This window comes from Pseudomonas sp. FW305-25, from assembly GCF_017351415.1.
Classification (GTDB): Bacteria; Pseudomonadota; Gammaproteobacteria; order Pseudomonadales; family Pseudomonadaceae; genus Aquipseudomonas; species Aquipseudomonas chlororaphis.
This window is the reverse complement of sequence record NZ_JACNDE010000002.1, coordinates 133,069-150,949: the sequence shown is the minus strand read 5'-3', so window position 1 is coordinate 150,949 and position 17,881 is coordinate 133,069. Positions and strand designations below refer to the sequence as shown.

Sequence of the window (17,881 nt, the reverse complement as noted above, 5' to 3'; positions counted from 1 at the left end):
CTTACATTTGCTCCAGAACTTTCAGGCCCAGCAATTCCAGACCTTGCTTGAGGGTACGACGGGTCAGCTCGGTGAGGCGCAAGCGGCTCTGCATCTGCGTCGGCGATTCGGCACTGAGGATCGGGCAGTTCTCGTAGAAGCTGGAGAACAGCCCGGCCACGTCGTACAGGTAGGTGCACAGGATATGCGGCGTACCCTTGTCGGCCACGCCGTTCAGCACTTCGCCGAACTGCGCCAGCTTGGCCGCCAGCTCCAGCTCATGGGCGGCTTCGAGGGTGATCTGCCCCTGCACTTCGCTGAAGTCCTTGCCCAGCTTGCGGAACACACCGGCGGCGCGGGTGTAGGCGTACAGCAGGTAAGGCGCGGTGTTGCCTTCGAAGTTCAGCATCAGGTCGAAGTTGAAGCTGTAGTCGCTGGTGCGGTGCTTGGACAGGTCGGCGTATTTCACCGAGTCGATGCCCACCACCTTGGCGATGTTGCGCAGATCGGCCTCGGCCAGCTCCGGGTTCTTTTCCTTGACCAGGCTGTAGGCGCGCTCTTCGGCTTCGGTCAGCAGGTCGATCAGCTTCACGGTGCCGCCGTCGCGGGTCTTGAACGGACGGCCGTCGGCGCCGTTCATGGTGCCGAAGCCCATGTGCTCCATGTCCATCGGGTGGGTCACGAAGCCGGCCTTGCGGGCCACCGCGAACACTTGCTGGAAGTGCAGGGCCTGGCGCTGGTCGACGAAGTACAGTGCGCGGTCGGCCTTGAGCTTGCCGCTGCGGTAGCGCACGGCGGCCAGGTCGGTGGTGGCGTACAGGTAGCCGCCGTCGGCCTTGACGATGATCACCGGCAGCGGCTCGCCTTCGGCGTTCTTGAATTCGTCGAGGAACACGCACTGGGCGCCGTTGCTCTCGACCAGCATGCCCTTGGCCTTGAGGTCGTTGACCACGTTGATCAGGTCGTCGTTGTAGGCGCTTTCGCCCATCACGTCGGCCATGGTCAGTTTGACGTTCAGCAGTTCGTAGATCTTCTGGCAGTGGGACAGGGAGATGTCCTTGAACTTGGTCCACAGTTCCAGGCAGTCCGCGTCACCGGCCTGCAGCTTGACCACCAGGCCGCGGGCACGGTCGGCGAACTCTTCGGATTCGTCGAAGCGCTGCTTGGCGGCGCGGTAGAAGTTTTCCAGGTCCGACAGCTCGTCGCTAGTGATCGGGTTTTCCTGCAGGTAGGCCATCAGCATGCCGAACTGGGTACCCCAGTCGCCCACATGGTTCTGGCGGATCACGGTATCGCCGAGAAACTCCAGGACCCGCGCCACGCCGTCGCCAATGATGGTCGAGCGCAGGTGGCCGACGTGCATCTCTTTGGCCAGGTTCGGTGCCGACAGGTCGACCACGGTGCGCTGCAATGCGCCGGCCTTGCGCACGCCGAGGTGGGCGTCGGACAAGGCGGCATCCAGGCGGGTGGCCAGGGCCTGGGTGTTCTGGAAGAAATTGATGAAGCCGGGGCCAGCGATCTCGGCCTTGCTGACCTGTTCGTCGGCGGGCAGGGCGGCGATGATCTTTTCCGCCAGGTCGCGTGGTTTCATGCCGGCCGGCTTGGCCAGCATCATGGCGATGTTGCTGGCGAAGTCGCCGTGGGTCTTGTCGCGGGAGTTTTCTACCTGGATCGCCGGCGTCAGGCCTTCTGGCAACACACCTTCGGTGACGAGTTGGGTGATGGCTTGCTGGATGAGCTGGCGAATGGTGTCTTTCATGGTCTTCTCTTTCAACCGCTGGCGCGGCGGCGCTTCGATGCGCAGGTGGAAAAACTGGGCATTATCCGTTGCGAAGACGGGCTTGCCAACTATAGCCGGCTGTGCGGTGGCTATTCGGGCCTTATCGCGGGCAAGCCGGATCGCCGCCCGCTCGCTCCTACAGAAGCGTGCTTGCCCAAGATGGCGGTTTTTCTATCAATACAGGTCCACAGGGTCAACATCCAGCGACCAGCGTACCTGGCGCCCGCTGGGCATCTGTTCCAGCACCAGCAGCCAGTGACTCAGCAGCTTGTGCAGCGGCGCCCGGGCATTGGCCTGTAACAGCAGTTGCGCGCGATAACGCCCGGCGCGGCGTTCCATGGGCGCCGGTACCGGCCCCAGCAATTCGATACCGCCCAGGTTCATCTCGGCCAGCAAGCGCTCGGCCTCGCCGCAGGCTTCGTCGAGGAAGCCTTCGGCCTGTCCCGGCTTGTGCGCCTCGGCGCGCAGCAGCGCCAGATGGGCGAACGGCGGCAGGCCGGCGGCGCGGCGTTCGCTCAAGGCCTGTTCGGCAAAGGCGAAGTAACCCTGCTCGGTCAGCTGCACCAACAGCGGATGGTCGGCCAGGTGGGTCTGGATGATCACCTTGCCCGGCTCTTCGGCCCGCCCGGCGCGGCCAGCCACCTGGACGATCAGCTGCGCCATGCGCTCGCTGGCGCGGAAGTCGCCGGAGAACAGGCCGCCGTCGGCATCGAGGATCGAGACCAGGGTCACCCGCGGGAAGTGGTGTCCCTTGGCGAGCATCTGGGTGCCCACGAGGATGCAGGGCTGGCCCTTCTGGATGGTGGCGAACAACTGGTTCATCGCGTCCTTGCGCGAGGTGCTGTCGCGATCGACCCGCAGCACCGGGTAGTCCGGGAACAGGATTGCCAGCCGCTCCTCGGCGCGCTCGGTGCCGGCGCCGACCGGGCGCAGGTCGACCTTGCCGCATTTCGGGCAATGCCGCGGCACGCGCTCGGAGTGACCGCAGTGGTGGCAGCGCAGTTCGCCGTAGCGCTGGTGCACGGTCATCCGCGCGTCGCAGCGTTCGCACTCGGACATCCAGCCGCAGTCGTGGCACAGCAGGGTCGGCGCGAAACCACGGCGATTGAGGAACACCAGCACCTGCTGGCCTGCCGCCAGGGTCTGGCCGATGGCTTGTTGCATGGGGCCGGAAATGCCGCTGTCCAGCGGCCGGCTCTTCACATCCAGGCGCAGGAAGCGTGGCTGCTTGGCGCCACCGGCCCGCTCGTTCAGCCGCAACAGGCCATAACGGCCGGTGTAGGCGTTGTGCAGGCTTTCCATCGACGGGGTGGCGGAGCCCAGCACGATAGGGATGTTTTCCTGGCGGGCGCGGACCAGGGCCAGGTCGCGGGCGTGGTAACGCAGGCCTTCCTGCTGTTTATAGGAGCCGTCGTGTTCTTCATCGATGATGATCAGCCCGGGGTTCTTCATCGGCGTGAACAGTGCCGAGCGGGTGCCGATAATAATGTCGGCCTCGCCGTCGCGGGCCGCCAGCCAGGCATCCAGGCGCTCGCGGTCGTTGACCGCCGAGTGCAGCAGGGCGATGCGGGCGTTGAAACGTTGTTCGAAGCGCGCCAGGGTCTGCGGGCCGAGATTGATTTCCGGGATCAGCACCAGCGCCTGCTTGCCGGCTTCCAGGGTTTCGCGGATCAGCTGCAGATAGACTTCGGTCTTGCCGCTGCCGGTGACCCCGGCCAGCAGGAAGGCGTGATAGCTGTCGAAGCCGGAGCGGATGGCCTCATAGGCGGCGCGCTGTTCGCTGTTGAGTGGCAGTTCCGGCTGGGCCAGCCAATGTTCGTGGCGTTCGCCCGGGGCGTGCCGACGGACTTCCACCTGCACCAGATCCTTGGCCAGCAACAGGTCCAGGCTGTCCTTGCTCAGCATCAGCTTGCTCAGTAACTGATGGGCGACGCCGTGAGGGTGCTGGGCCAGGGTCGCCAGGGCTTCGCGCTGGCGTGGGGCGCGGGCGATGCGAGGGTCGTCGAGACTGGCGCCGGGGCTGACCGACCAGAAGCGTTCCTGCCGAGCCTCGGCCGGCTCGCCCTGGCGCAGCAGGACCGGCAGCGCCCAGCTCAGGGTGTCGCCGAGGCTGTGCTGGTAGTACTGCGCGGTCCACAGGCACAGCTTGAACAGCGCGGGCGGCAGCGGCGGGGTGGCGTCCAGCAGGGCCAGTGCCGGTTTGAGTTTCTCGGCCGGGACTTCGCTGCTGTCCGTGACCTCGACCAGGATGCCGATCATTTCCCGGCGACCGAACGGCACTCGCAGGCGCATGCCCGGATGCAGCTGGGCGCGCAGTACGCCGGCAGGGGCCCGGTAATCGAACAGGCGGCGCAGGGGGGAGGGCAGGGCGAGGCGCAAAATGGCGTCGGGCACGCGGGGAAATCTCATTGAACGGGCGGTGAAGAAGGCCCGGAGCCTAGCAGACGGTCGGTGCAAGGGACAGCTTGCGTGATCGCAAAGGTCTGGTAGAATCCGCGGCCTAATTACGTGCGGTATTCAACAATAGTGTTGGGTGGCGGCACGCTAGCCTGAGGAAGACACCATGAAAGCCGATATCCATCCAGAATACCCAGCAGTTGCCGTAACCTGCAGCTGCGGCAACAAGTTCGAAACTCGTTCGACCTTCGCTAAGCCGCTGGCGATCGACGTTTGCAACGAATGCCACCCGTTCTACACCGGTAAGCAGAAGACTCTGGATACCGGCGGCCGCGTTCAGAAGTTCGCCGACCGTTTCGGCGCTTTCGGCGCGAAAAAGGCCTAAGGCTGATCGGTCTGGAAAGCTGTTTCAGCTTCTCCTCGCTGATGAAAAAGGCGTCCCTTGCGGGCGCCTTTTTTGTGTCCGCGATTTGGCTCTCCAGTGCCCAGGCGTTCTGCCCGGCGCCGGTCGGGCTGGCCTCTGTGCAGGTCCAGCGGGTGGTCGATGGCGACACCTTGCGTCTCGTCGATGGCCGCAGCGTGCGCATGATCGGCCTCAATGCGCCGGAACTGGGCAAGAAAGGCCGCACCGACGAGCCCTTCGCGGTTGCCGCCCGCCAGCGCCTGCAGGCGCTGGTGAAGGCCAGCAACGGTCGGGTCGGCCTGCTTCCCGGTCGGGAAAGCAGGGATCACTATGGGCGGACCCTGGCCCATGTCTATGGTGCCGATGGCGCCAACCTTGAGGCGCAATTGCTTGCCGAAGGCCTGGGCTACCAGGTGGCGGTCGTGCCGAACGTCGATTTGTTCAACTGCCAGCAAGCCGCCGAGCGTAGCGCCCGGCAGGCCCGGCTGGGGCTGTGGCGGCAATCGTCTGTACTGAAAGCGGATCAGATAAAGGCCTCCGGATTTGCGCTGCTCAGTGGTCGGGTGAGCAAGGTGCAACGCAATCGGGGCGGTGTCTGGATCGAATTGCAGGATTCGGTTGTATTGCGCATTGCACCCAATCTGCTTGGCCAATTCGATGGCGTGCAGCTGGATCGCCTGCCGGGGCGGCAGATCGAGGCGCGCGGCTGGGTGCTCGACCGTTCACGCAAGGGTGGTTTGAAATCGGGTCAGGCGCGCTGGATGTTGCCGTTGACCCATCCCGGAATGTTCCAGCTGGTTCAATAAATAAAAAATTGTAGACATTTTTTATTTCGATTGTGAACAGTCTACCCCTTGTGTTCCGTGGCTCTTGGCCCAAAGTCGTAGCCTGCGGGCCTTGACAGGGGTGACTGGTCAGTCTTGTAGGGACTTTGCGACACGCGTATCCTCGGCGGTCCGTCTGTCCAACAGTAAAAAGCGGAATGCCCACATGTCTGATTTGAAAACTGCCGCTCTCGAATATCACGCCAATCCCCGTCCAGGGAAACTGAGTGTCGAGCTCACCAAGGCCACCGCTACCGCCCGCGACCTGTCGCTGGCCTACAGCCCCGGCGTAGCCGAACCAGTACGCGAAATCGCCCGCGATCCTGAACTGGCCTACAAATACACCGGCAAGGGCAACCTGGTTGCAGTCATTTCCGATGGCACCGCGATTCTCGGCCTGGGTAACCTCGGCCCACTGGCCTCCAAGCCGGTGATGGAAGGCAAGGGCGTGCTGTTCAAGCGCTTCGCCGGCATCGACGTATTCGACATCGAAGTCGACTCCGAAAGCCCGCAAGCCTTCATCGACACCGTCAAGCGCATCTCCATCACCTTCGGTGGCATCAACCTGGAAGATATCAAGGCGCCAGAGTGCTTCGAGATCGAGCGCGCCCTGATCGAGCAGTGCGACATTCCGGTATTCCACGATGACCAGCACGGCACCGCTATCGTGACCGCGGCCGGCATGATCAACGCCCTGGAAATCGCTGGCAAAACCCTGTCGGACGCGAAGATCGTCTGCCTGGGCGCCGGTGCCGCCGCCATCTCCTGCATGAAGCTGCTGGTGAGCATGGGCGCCCAGATCGAAAACATCTTCATGGTCGACCGTACCGGCGTGATCCACTCCGAGCGCGACGACCTGAACCAGTACAAGGCGGTCTTCGCCCACACGACCGACAAGCGCACCCTGGCTGACGCCCTCAAAGGTGCCGACGTGTTCGTTGGTCTGTCCGGCCCGAACCTGCTGAGCGCCGAAGGCCTGAGCTCCATGGCTGCCAACCCGATCGTGTTCGCCTGCTCGAACCCTGATCCGGAAATCGCCCCGGAACTGGCGCACGCCACCCGTAGCGACGTGATCATGGCCACCGGTCGTTCGGACTACCCGAACCAGGTCAACAACGTACTGGGCTTCCCGTTCATCTTCCGTGGTGCCCTGGACGTTCGCGCCAAGCGCATCAACGAAGAAATGAAAGTGGCCGCGGCCAACGCCCTGCGCGAACTGGCCAAGCTGCCGGTGCCTCAGGAAGTGTGCGACGCCTACGGCGGCATCAAGCTGGAATTCGGTCGTGAGTACATCATTCCGAAGCCTATGGATGCCCGTCTGATCACCGTGATCTCCGATGCCGTGGCCAAGGCTGCGATCGAGACTGGCGTGGCGACCCTGCCATATCCGAAGAACTACCCGCTCAAAAGCGTGGATGACGTATTCAACGGCTAAATAGCAGCCCATAAAAAAACCCGGCCTTCGAGCCGGGTTTTTTTATGGGGAAGTTTCAAGCCTCAAGCTGCAAGAGAAAGGCGGCGCCGCTCTGCTCTTTCTTGCCGCTTGAAGCTTGCAGCTTGCGACTGCTCTCTAGAACAGATCGATCGGCGCCGACTCGTCCGCCGGCAGCGGGCTGCCAGGGGCGTAGCCATTGCCCAGTTCGTTGACCGAAGGCGGCGTGTCTTCGCTCTTGAACAGTTCGAAGTAGGCGTTCGGTGTGCCCGGTGTCGCGGCGCGGCCGCTGACCGGGTCGACCCGCAGGCTGAGAATGCCTTCCGGCTCGGCCTGAGTATGGGCCGGCTTGTCCTTGAGGGCGGCGCCCATGTAGTTCATCCAGATCGGCAGGGCCACGGTGCCGCCATACTCGCGGCGTCCCAGGCTTTCCGGCTGGTCGAAACCGGTCCAGACCGTGGTCACGTAGTCAGCGTTGTAGCCGGAGAACCAGGCGTCCTTGGATTCGTTGGTGGTCCCGGTCTTGCCGGCCAGGTCGGTGCGGCCCAGGGCCAGGGCGCGCCGCCCGGTGCCGAGCTTGATCACGTCTTCCAGCATGCTGTTGAGGATGTAGGTGGTGCGGCCATCGATGATGCGTTCGGCCACCGCGGGTGCCTGTACAGGGGCCTGGCTCGGGGTCTCGCCAGGGACGTTGTCCACCGTGAAGCCCTGCTGCGCCGGTGCCGCTATCCCGCTGCTGGCCGTGTCGCCAGCCGGTACGCTCGGCGGGTTGGCGGTGAACAGGGTTTCGCCGTTGCGGCTTTCGATCTTGTCGATGATGTACGGCGTGACCTTGTAGCCGCCGTTGGCGAACACGCTCCAGCCGGTGGCGATTTCCATCGGGGTCAGGGTCGCGGTGCCCAGGGCCAGCGACAGGTTGCGCGGCAGGTCCTGTTTGTTGAAGCCGAACTTGCTGATGTAGTCGATGGTGCGGTCCACGCCCAGGCTCTGCAGGAGGCGGATCGAAACCAGGTTGCGCGACTTGTACAGCGCCTCGCGCATGCGGATCGGGCCGAGGAAGGTGTTGGTGTCGTTTTTCGGACGCCAGACCTTGTCCAGGTACTCGTCGACGAACACGATCGGCGCATCGTTCACCAGGCTGGCGGCGGTGTAGCCATTGTCCAGCGCGGCGCTATAGACGAACGGCTTGAAGCTGGAACCGGGTTGGCGCTTGGCCTGCAGCGCCCGGTTGTAGTTGCTCTGCTCGAAGGCGAAGCCGCCCACCAGCGAGCGAATGGCGCCGTTTTGCGGATCGAGGGACACCAGTGCGCCCTGAACGACCGGGATCTGGCGGAACTTGAGCGAGTTGTCTGCCTGGCGCTGCACGCGAATCAGGTCGCCGACCTGGGCGACATCGCTCGGTTGCTTGGGAGCGGCACCCATGCTGTTGGTGTTCAGGAACGGGCGCGCCCATTTCATGCTGTCCCAACCTACGTGCTCTTCGCCGGTGCGGGTCAGTACCTGCAGGCCGTTCTTGTCGACCTGGGTGACGATCGCCGGTTCCAGGCCGCTGATGCTGCGTTGCTTGGTCAGTTCCTGGGCCCAGGCAGCGTGGGTCTTGCCGGGCAGGCGCGACTCGGGGCCGCGATAGCCATGGCGCTGGTCGTAGGTGATCAGGCCTTCATGGACGGCGGTGTTGGCCAGTTCCTGCAGGTCGCTCGGTACCGTGGTGGTGACGCGGAAACCTTCGGTATAGGCGTCGCTGCCGTAACGACCGACCATCTCGGCGCGGGCCATCTCGGCGATGTACGGTGCGTTCACTTCCGGCGTCGGCACGTGATAGCTGGCGTTCAGCGGCTCGTTGATCGCCGCGGTGTAGTCCGCCTCGCTGATCTTGCCGAGCTTGTACATCCGCCCGAGGATCCAGTCGCGGCGCTCTTTACTGCGCGCCGGGTTGGCCAGCGGGTTGAAGCGCGACGGTGCCTTGGGCAGGCCGGCGATCATCGCCATCTGCGCCAGGCTGACATCGCGAATCGACTTGCCGTAATACACCTGGGCCGCGGCCTCGATGCCGTAGGCGCGGTTACCCAGGTAGATCTTGTTGACGTACAGCTCGAGGATCTCGTCCTTGGTCAGTTGGCGCTCGATTTGCAGGGCCAGGAGGATCTCGGTGGTCTTGCGCGAGAAGCTGCGTTCGCTGCTCAGGAAGAAGTTCTTCGCCACCTGCATGGTGATGGTGCTGCCGCCGGACTGGATGTGCCCGCTCTTGACCAGCTGGGTCGCGGCACGCATCAGGCTGCTGGGATCGACGCCGTAGTGGTTGGCGAAATTGTCGTCTTCAGCACTTAGTAACGCATTAATGAAGTTGGGGGGAATGTCGGCGAAACGGATTGGAGTGCGGCGCATTTCGCCGAATTCTGCAATCAACTTGCCGTCGCTGCTGTACACCCGCAGGGGAATCTGCAACTGGATACTTCTGAGCGCCTCTACCGACGGTAACCCAGGACTAAGATAGAGAAACGCGCCGGAGAGAGCGAGGAGCAGCCCGCAGAACACAGCGACGATGGACCACCCGAAAAACTTCAGCAGACGAATCAAGGCTTTTGGATTTCCAGAGAAAGGAATGAATTGGGCGTCAGGTATTCACAGTCAGGAATCGGCTCACGCAGCAGATAAATCGCGGAAAAATCGCTGGGCATTATAAGCATTTTTCCGCCAAGGGCGTCATTTGCCCGTCTGTCAAGACGTGGTGATTGAACGCAATGGACATTCCAGAGTCCGTAAGTCACGGATAGTCATAGGGAATTGGTAGTGCTAGGACTCTTCAGTAAAAAGGCGAGTTCCCTTCTGGGGATCGATATCAGCTCCACCTCGGTCAAGCTTCTTGAATTGAGCCGTGTCGGTGGCCGTTTTCGGGTCGAGGCCTATGGCGTGGAGCCGTTGCCGGCCAACGCCGTGGTCGAAAAAAACATCGTCGAGCCTGAAGGGGTCGGGCATGCCCTGTCTCGCCTGCTGGCCAGGGCCCGGCCGGGTGCGAAGCACGCGGCGCTGGCGATGGCCGGCTCGGCGGTGATCAGCAAGGTCATCGAGATGGAGGCCGGGCTGTCCGACGACGATCGGGAAAGCCAGCTCAAGGTCGACGCCGACCAGTACATTCCCTATCCGCTGGACGAGGCCGCCATCGATTTCGACGTCCTCGGCTATTCGGCCCGCAATCCCGAACGCGTCGATGTGCTGTTGGCGGCCTGCCGCAAGGAGCACATCGAAGTTCGCGAGGCGGCGCTCGAGCTCGCCGGGCTGACGGCCCGAGTGGTGGACCTGGAAGTCTGCGCGCTGGAGCGTTCGTTCGCCCTGGCGGCTGGCTCGCCGGCTGCCCGGACCGTGGCGCTGGTCGATATCGGCGCCACCCTGACCACCCTGAGCATCGTGCATGAAGGGCAGATCGTCTATTCCCGTGAGCAGTTGTTCGGCGGACACCAACTGACCGAACACATCCAGCGTCGCTACGGGCTGTCGAAAGAAGAGGCCGGCCTGGCGAAAAAGCAGGGTGGCCTGCCGGACGATTACGCCAGTGAGGTGCTGCAACCTTTTCAGGAGGCGGTTGTGCAACAGGTTTCGCGCTCGTTGCAGTTTTTCCAGGCCTCCGCCCCGCAACACCAGGTCGACTCCATCCTGTTGGCGGGTGGCAGCGCCTCGGTTCCGGGGCTTGTCCCGTTGATCGAGCAGCGCCTGGGCTTGCCTGTGCTGATCGCCAACCCCTTCGTTGGCATGAGCATCGGCGCCAAGGTCGACGCCGCAGCCCTGGCCAGCGAAGCCCCGTCCTTGATGATCGCCTGTGGGCTGGCCTTGCGGAGTTTCGACTGATGGCGCGGATCAATCTTCTTCCCTGGCGCGAGGCGCGGCGCGAACAGCGGCGTCGCCACTTTTTCCTGGCCCTGGCGACGGCTGTGGCGGTGGCCCTGGGTGTGTTGTTCGCGGGCGACAGGATCATCGACCGGGCGATCGACAGGCAACTGGCGCGCAACAATCACGTAGGCGCTCAAATCACCTTGCTCGATCAACGGATCGCCAAGATCGGCGAGCTGAAGCTGCATCGCGAGCAACTGGTGGAACGGATGAAGATCATCCAGGACCTGCAAGGCAATCGCTCCACCAGTGCGCGGGTGTTCGACCAATTGGCCCGCACCCTGCCGGACGGGGTGTATTTCACCGATGTCAGGATGAGCGGGCAGACTCTTTCCATCACCGGGGCGGCCGAATCGAACCATCGTGTTTCGGACCTGATGCGCAACCTGGACGCCTCCGACTGGTTCGACGCGCCGAGCCTGACAGAGGTCAAGGCCGCCGGGGCGGACAACGCCGACCAGGTCAATGTGTTTCAGCTGACCGTCCATCAGACCCGGCCCGCCCTGGGCGAGGACGGGCAATGAACCTGTCCGGCGGGTGGGCGCAGATGCGCCGGATCGATCTCGGCGAGCTGGAAATGAGCAACATGGGGGCGTGGCCGGCGCTGGTCAAAGGTGTGGTCGTGGCGCTGGTCATGCTGCTGGTACTGGCCCTCGGCTACAACCTGTACCTCAAGGACCTGTTGCTGCAACTCGACCAGCGCCGGGCGGACGAGGCCGTGCTGAAACAGCAGTTCGCCAGCAAGGCGCGCCTGGTGGCCAACCTCGGGCCTTACACCGAACAGATGAAGGCCATGGAAACCGCCTTTGGCCTCATGCTGCGCCAGCTGCCCAGCGATACCGAGGTGCCGGGCCTGCTTGAAGACATCAGCCGTACCGGGCTTGGCAGCGGGCTGGAGTTCGAAGAGATCAAGCTGTTGCCGGAGGTGGTCCAGCCGTTTTACGTCGAATTGCCAATCCAGATCAGGGTTACCGGCGGCTATCACGCACTGGCGACTTTCGTCAGCGGCGTGGCCGGTTTGCCGCGAATCGTCACCCTGCATGATTTCGAGATCAAACCGGTCACGCCGCAGGTCGGTTCGAACCTGCGCATGAACATTCTGGCCAGGACTTACCGCTACAAGGTGCCACGCCCATGAAGCGCGCTCACGGCTTGTTGCTGGTGCTGGCATTTGTCGGGCTGGCTGGTTGTGGCAACGATGACGACTTCAGTGATCTGGATGCCTACATGAACGAGGCGCGGTTGCAGTCGCCCGGCGAGATTGAACCAATGCCGGCATTCGGGTCTTACCCAACGTTCACCTATAACGCCGCACCCTTGCGCAGCCCGTTTCAGCCTGCGGTCAGGGTGGACCTGGCGGCACGTCGGGCAGGCTCGCCTGCGGTCAAGCCGGATCCGAACCGTAGCAAGCAGTATCTCGAGGGCTTCAGCATCGAACAGTTCGAGATGGTGGGCACCCTTTCCAATGCTTCCGGCTTCTTTGCGCTGTTGCGTGGCGCCGGTGGCGTGCATCGGCTGAAGGTCGGCGATTACCTGGGGCGTAACGACGGGCGGATTGTCGCGATCAGCGATTCACAGGTCGAGGTGGTCGAGATTGTTCCCGATGGAGCGGGAGCGTGGCTGGAGCGACCACGGACCATTCCATTAAAAGAACACTCATAGTGGAACTCGCATCATGAACAGGATCTTTTCAGCCTTCGGTATTGCGCTATGGATGGCGCTGCTTTCACCGATGGCCATGGCGGCCAGCCTCAAGGCCCTGGATGTCGCGGCACTGCCGGGGGATCGCCTGGAGTTGAAACTCACCTTCGATGGGCCGGTGCCCGAGCCGCGCGGCTATACCACCGACCAGCCGGCGCGGATCGCCCTCGATCTGCCCGGTGTTGTCAGTCAGCTGGCAGACAAGAGCCGTGACCTGGGCAATGGCAATGCGCGCAGCGTGACGGTGGTCGAATCGGGGCAGCGTACCCGGGTCGTCGTCAATCTGGTCGCGCTGGCGCCCTACAGCACTCGGGTCGCCGGCAATCAGCTGTTTGTGGTGATCGGCCAGGGGGCGACGGCGGTGCTGAGTGCGCCGGGGCAGCCGGCTGTCGCGTCCGGGCGGGCCAAAGCCGTGGCTTCCGTGGGGCGGTCGATTCGCAGCGTGGATTTCCAGCGCGGCGAGCAAGGCGAAGGTAATGTGCTGATCGATCTCTCCGACTCGGGAATGAGCCCGGATATACAGGAGCGCGGCGGCAAGCTCGTCCTCACCTTCGCCAAGGCCCGCCTGCCCGAGCCCCTGCGGGTCAGGCTGGACGTCAAGGATTTCGCCACCCCCGTGCAGTTCGTCAGCGCCCGGGCGGAGTCCGGCAAGGCCATCGTCACCATCGAGCCCGGCGGCACTTTCGATTACTCGACCTACCAGACGGATAACAAACTCACGGTGAGCGTCAGGCCGATGACCTCGGGCGACCTGCAGAAACGCAACGCCGAGCGCTCGGCCTACAACGGCGAAAAGCTCTCGCTGAACTTCCAGGACATCGAGGTCCGCTCGGTGCTGCAACTGATCGCCGATTTCACCAACCTCAACCTGGTGGCCAGCGATACGGTGCAGGGCGGCATTACCTTGCGCCTGCAGAATGTGCCGTGGGACCAGGCCCTCGATCTGGTGCTCAAGACCAAGGGGCTGGACAAGCGCAAGGTGGGCAACGTGTTGCTGGTGGCGCCGGCCGATGAAATCGCTGCCCGCGAACGCCAGGAACTGGAGTCGCAGAAGCAGATCGCCGACCTGGAACCATTGCGGCGCGAACTGCTGCAGGTCAACTACGCCAAGGCCGCGGAGATCGCCAAGCTGTTCCAGTCGGTCACCCGCGCCGAGGACAAGTCCGACGAACGCGGGTCGATCACTGTCGATGAGCGGACCAACAACATCATCGCCTACCAGACCCGGGAGCGCCTGGACGAGCTGCGGCGGATTGTCAGCCAGCTGGATATCCCGGTGCGCCAGGTGATGATCGAAGCGCGGATCGTCGAGGCCAACGTCGACTACGACAAAAGCCTGGGCGTGCGCTGGGGCGGCTCGATCCAGAACCAGGGCAACTGGAATGCCTCGGGGGTCAGCAACGGCACCAACGGCTCCTCCACCATAGGCACGCCGGGCAGCACCAGCAGCAACTCACCGTTCGTCGACCTGGGCACTACCGCCAATACCTCCGGCCTGGGTATCGCCTTCATCACCGACAATGTGTTGCTGGACCTTGAGCTGACAGCCATGGAAAAGACCGGTAACGGGGAAATCGTCTCCCAGCCCAAGGTCGTCACGTCCGACAAGGAGACGGCGAAGATCCTCAAGGGCACGGAAATCCCCTATCAGGAAGCCGCCTCCAGCGGGGCGACCTCGGTGTCGTTCAAGGAGGCCTCGCTATCCCTGGAGGTGACGCCACAGATCACCCCGGATAACCGCATCATCATGGAGGTCAAGGTCACCAAGGACGAGCCTGACTACCTGAACAAAGTCCAGGACGTGCCGCCGATCAAGAAGAACGAGGTCAACGCCAAGGTCCTGATCAACGATGGAGAGACCATCGTCATCGGTGGAGTTTTCTCCAATACGCAAAGCAAGGTTGTAGATAAGGTGCCATTTCTCGGCGATGTGCCGTATCTTGGCCGCCTTTTCCGGCGTGACGTGGTGTCGGAGAAAAAATCCGAGCTGCTGGTATTTCTCACTCCGCGTATCATGAACAACCAGGCGATTGCTGTGAGTCGTTGATTCTGTGCGAAATTTGATTCTTGTTGGGCCAATGGGGGCTGGAAAAAGCACCATTGGTCGCTTGCTGGCCAAAGAGCTGCGCCTGCCATTCAAAGATTCCGATAAGGAAATTGAGTTGCGCACGGGTGCCAATATCCCGTGGATCTTCGATAAAGAAGGTGAGCCGGGCTTTCGTGATCGGGAACAGGCCATGATCGCCGAGCTGTGCTCCGCCGATGGCGTGGTCCTGGCGACCGGCGGCGGCGCGGTGATGCGCGAAGCCAACCGTCTGGCGCTGCATGCCGGGGGGCGTGTGGTCTATCTGCATGCTTCGGTGGAGCAGCAGGTCGGTCGCACCGCACGGGATCGCAATCGACCGCTGCTGCGCACGGCCGATCCGGCGAAGACCCTGCGGGACCTGTTGGCAATTCGCGATCCGCTTTATCGGGAAATCGCCGACCTGGTGGTTGAAACCGATGAACGGCCACCGCGCATGGTGGTGCTGGACATACTGGACCGCCTGCAGCAACTGCCTCCCCGTTAATGCGCAGCGGGAAATGCGCTATCCTCGGCGCCTTGCCATGATCGCTCGCGGTTGTGGCGCATGGCTATTGCGCGGCGTCAGAAAGCCAGGCAATGCCAGTCGTTAATGCAAGGCAGGACACCAGCTTCCATCTTCACTGTGGGGACACATGCAGACACTTAAGGTCGATCTAGGCGAGCGCAGCTACCCGATTCATATTGGCGAAGGTTTGTTGGACCGGCCCGAGTTGCTGGCTCCGCACATCGCCGGGCGACAAGTGGCGATCGTTTCCAATGAAACCGTAGCGCCGCTGTACCTTGAGCGTCTGAAACGCAGCCTCGCCCAGTTCTCGGTGATCTCGGTGGTTCTTCCCGACGGCGAAGCGTTCAAGAACTGGGAAACCCTGCAACTGATTTTCGATGGCCTGCTGACCGCACGCCACGATCGCCGCACCACGATCATCGCCCTCGGCGGCGGGGTGATCGGCGACATGGCCGGCTTTGCCGCCGCCTGCTACCAGCGCGGCGTCGATTTCATCCAGATTCCTACCACCTTGTTGTCCCAGGTCGATTCGTCGGTGGGTGGCAAGACCGGTATCAACCATCCGCTGGGCAAGAACATGGTCGGTGCCTTCTATCAGCCGAACGTGGTGCTGATCGATACCGCCTCGCTCAATACCCTGCCGCCTCGCGAGCTGTCGGCCGGCCTGGCGGAAGTCATCAAATACGGTCTGATCTGCGACGAGCCCTTCCTTACCTGGCTCGAAGACAACGTCGACCGCTTGCGAGCCCTGGACCAGCAGGCGCTGACCTATGCCATCGAACGCTCCTGCGCGGCCAAGGCGGCCGTGGTGGGCGCCGACGAGCGTGAGTCCGGTGTGCGCGCCACGCTGAACCTGGGGCATACCTTCGGCCACGCCATCGAAACCCACATGGGCTATGGTGTCTGGCTGCATGGTGAAGCGGTCGCCGCTGGCACCGTAATGGCACTGGAGATGTCCGCACGCCTTGGCTGGATCACCGCCGAGGAGCGTGACCGCGGCATTCGCCTGTTCCAGCGCGCAGGCTTGCCGGTCATTCCACCCGAGGAAATGACCGAAGCGGATTTTCTCGAACACATGGCAATTGACAAGAAAGTGATCGATGGTCGTTTGCGTCTGGTGCTGTTGCGCCGCATGGGCGAAGCCGTAGTGACCGACGATTATCCGAAAGAGGTTTTACAGGCCACGCTGGGAGCGGATTACCGCGCCCTGGCTCAGCTTAAAGGTTAATAAGATCCCCATGACTAGTTTGCATGCCGACGAGGCCTTCCTCGGCCACTATCAATTGAGCCATGACCCTTTCGCTCCACGGGTGCCGGGCTTCAAGTTTTTCCCCGCCCAGCGCAAGCCGGTGCTGGGGCAGCTGCATCACCTGGCGCGCTACAGCCAGCTGCTGCTGGTCGTGACCGGCCCGCAAGGCAGCGGCAAGACGCTGCTGCGTCAGGCCCTGGTAGCCAGCACCAACAAGCAGTCGGTACAGAGCGTGGTGGTTTCCGCCCGTGGTGCCGGCGACGCGGCGGGCGTGCTGCGGCAGGTGGCCCAGGCGCTGAACGTCGAGCAGGCCGAAATCGGCCCGATCCTGGCGCAAGTGGTGCAACTGGCCCTGACCGGCCAGGAAGTCTATCTGCTGGTGGATGACGCCGAGCAGCTCGACGAGTCGGCGCTCGAGGCACTGCTGGCGCTCGCTGCCGGCGCACCGGAAGGTCGCCCGCATGTGTTCCTGTTCGGCGAGTCGTCGCTGATTGCCGGCCTGGAGCAGCTGAGCGCGGAAGAAGAGCGCTTCCATGTCATCGAACTGCAGCCTTACACCGAAGAGGAAACCCGCGAATACCTGGCGCAGCGTCTCGAAGGCGCAGGACGGGGTATCGAACTTTTCTCCGCGGATCAGATCAGTGATATTCACGAAGGCTCCGATGGCTGGCCTGGCAACATCAACCAGGTCGCCCGGGATGCAATGATCGAAGCCATGATTGCCAGCCGCTCAGCGGTCAAGCGTCCAAGTATGGGGTTCAACATGCCGAAGAAACACGTATTGGCGATATCCGCAGTCGTAGTGGTGGCCGTTGCCGCTGCCTGGCTGATGCCGGGTCGCAGCAAGGCACCAAGTACCGGTGCGCCAGCCAACGAACAGGCGCAGCTGCCGCTGGGCCAGACACCGCAACCGAACAGCAATGGCAGCCCGGCTGTCGAGTTCGCCGGTTCTTCCCAGCCAATGCCGCTGCCATTGGTCGGCCAGTCGCAACCGGTGATGCGCGGCCCTCTGGCTGAAGCCGCCGGCGGGATCACCGAGGGGGACGATGGTGTGCCGGTGGAAGGCTCCAGCGCCACGCCGCCGACCGTGACCACCATTGCACCGCCAGCCGGCGTGCCAGCCGGTCCGGCGCCGACGCCTGAAGCCCGTCCGACCCCGGCACCGACCCAGGTCGCTGCCGCCAAGCCGGCTCCAGTGGTCAAGCCTGCGCCTGCTCCGGTCAGCAAGCCGGCTGCACCAGCCGCCAAGCCAGCCGAGAAACCTGTCACCGTAGCCAAGGCCGCCACCGGCGGTAGCTGGTACGCCGGTCAGGCGCCAGGCAACTACGTCGTGCAGATCCTGGGCACCAGTTCCGAAGCCGCGGCGCAGAGCTTCGTCAAGGAGCAGGGCGCTCAGTACCGTTATTTCAAGAAAGTCCTCAACGGCAAACCGCTGTATGTGATCACTTACGGCAGCTTCAGCAGCCGTGATGCAGCCGTTACCGCTATCAAGGCCTTGCCAGCGAAGGTTCAGGCTGGTAAACCTTGGCCTCGCACTGTCGCCAGCGTCCAACAGGAACTGGCAGCAACTCGCTGAAGATTCGGCGGCCTTACCCAGGCCGCCTCTCCCAGCACCTCAAAAAAATCCGCATGCGCATGCT

Annotated in this window: 14 protein-coding genes; 11 read left to right on the top strand and 3 right to left on the bottom strand. The window is 63.1% G+C overall.

Translation table 11 applies throughout. From position 1 onward, the window contains the following. Position 1: 1 nt before the first annotated feature. Positions 2 to 1,738 carry an arginine--tRNA ligase gene (gene argS, locus J4E58_RS03020; RefSeq protein WP_087089766.1) on the bottom strand — a complete coding sequence of 579 codons (1,737 nt, stop codon included), beginning with the start codon at positions 1,736 to 1,738 and terminating at the stop codon, positions 2 to 4. Positions 1,739 to 1,933: 195 nt separating this feature from the next. Continuing rightward, on the bottom strand, positions 1,934 to 4,153 hold the full coding sequence (locus J4E58_RS03015) for a primosomal protein N' (protein WP_087089769.1): 2,220 nt from the start codon (positions 4,151 to 4,153) through the stop codon (positions 1,934 to 1,936). Positions 4,154 to 4,322: 169 nt separating this feature from the next. Between J4E58_RS03015 and rpmE the strand changes: the two genes are divergently transcribed. The 3 genes from rpmE (at position 4,323) to J4E58_RS03000 (ending at position 6,818) form a co-directional block, all read left to right on the top strand. Then, a complete protein-coding gene (gene rpmE / locus J4E58_RS03010; protein WP_007925855.1) occupies positions 4,323 to 4,541 on the top strand; it encodes a 50S ribosomal protein L31 in 219 nt (72 codons plus the stop codon). A 41-nt stretch (positions 4,542 to 4,582) separates the two neighbouring features. Next, positions 4,583 to 5,365, top strand: a complete 783-nt coding sequence (locus tag J4E58_RS03005) for a thermonuclease family protein (RefSeq protein ID WP_087089771.1) — start codon at positions 4,583 to 4,585, stop codon at positions 5,363 to 5,365. A 184-nt stretch (positions 5,366 to 5,549) separates the two neighbouring features. Further along, positions 5,550 to 6,818, top strand: a complete 1,269-nt coding sequence (locus J4E58_RS03000) for a malic enzyme-like NAD(P)-binding protein (protein ID WP_007925851.1) — start codon at positions 5,550 to 5,552, stop codon at positions 6,816 to 6,818. A gap of 135 nt (positions 6,819 to 6,953) precedes the next feature. Here J4E58_RS03000 and J4E58_RS02995 read toward each other — a convergent pair whose 3' ends face one another. Continuing rightward, a complete protein-coding gene (locus J4E58_RS02995; RefSeq protein WP_172963018.1) occupies positions 6,954 to 9,389 on the bottom strand; it encodes a penicillin-binding protein 1A in 2,436 nt (811 codons plus the stop codon). Between the two features lie 216 nt (positions 9,390 to 9,605). Between J4E58_RS02995 and J4E58_RS02990 the strand changes: the two genes are divergently transcribed. The 8 genes from J4E58_RS02990 to J4E58_RS02955 all read left to right on the top strand — a co-directional run bounded on the left by J4E58_RS02990 (position 9,606) and on the right by J4E58_RS02955 (position 17,817). Then, complete coding sequence (locus J4E58_RS02990) at positions 9,606 to 10,658, top strand: pilus assembly protein PilM (RefSeq protein WP_087089773.1); 1,053 nt, start codon at positions 9,606 to 9,608, stop codon at positions 10,656 to 10,658. Then, positions 10,658 to 11,224 carry a PilN domain-containing protein gene (locus J4E58_RS02985; RefSeq protein ID WP_087089776.1) on the top strand — a complete coding sequence of 189 codons (567 nt, stop codon included), beginning with the start codon at positions 10,658 to 10,660 and terminating at the stop codon, positions 11,222 to 11,224. The genes J4E58_RS02990 and J4E58_RS02985 overlap by 1 nt, the downstream gene beginning before the upstream one ends. After that, complete coding sequence (locus J4E58_RS02980) at positions 11,221 to 11,838, top strand: type 4a pilus biogenesis protein PilO (RefSeq protein ID WP_087089778.1); 618 nt, start codon at positions 11,221 to 11,223, stop codon at positions 11,836 to 11,838. Before J4E58_RS02985 ends, J4E58_RS02980 begins: the two co-directional genes overlap by 4 nt. Beyond that, complete coding sequence (locus tag J4E58_RS02975; protein ID WP_087089780.1) at positions 11,835 to 12,362, top strand: pilus assembly protein PilP; 528 nt, start codon at positions 11,835 to 11,837, stop codon at positions 12,360 to 12,362. The genes J4E58_RS02980 and J4E58_RS02975 overlap by 4 nt, the downstream gene beginning before the upstream one ends. Positions 12,363 to 12,375: 13 nt before the next feature. After that, positions 12,376 to 14,448 (top strand): type IV pilus secretin PilQ, encoded by a 2,073-nt coding sequence (pilQ, locus tag J4E58_RS02970; protein ID WP_087089782.1) that lies wholly within the window; start codon positions 12,376 to 12,378, stop codon positions 14,446 to 14,448. 4 nt (positions 14,449 to 14,452) lie between these two features. Continuing rightward, a complete protein-coding gene (aroK, locus tag J4E58_RS02965) occupies positions 14,453 to 14,971 on the top strand; it encodes a shikimate kinase AroK (protein WP_009041824.1) in 519 nt (172 codons plus the stop codon). A 148-nt stretch (positions 14,972 to 15,119) separates the two neighbouring features. Further along, entirely contained in the window at positions 15,120 to 16,220 is a 1,101-nt protein-coding gene (gene aroB, locus J4E58_RS02960; RefSeq protein WP_087089784.1) for a 3-dehydroquinate synthase, read from the top strand. Positions 16,221 to 16,230: 10 nt separating this feature from the next. Continuing rightward, a complete protein-coding gene (locus tag J4E58_RS02955) occupies positions 16,231 to 17,817 on the top strand; it encodes an SPOR domain-containing protein (protein ID WP_053259362.1) in 1,587 nt (528 codons plus the stop codon). Positions 17,818 to 17,881 lie beyond the last annotated feature (64 nt).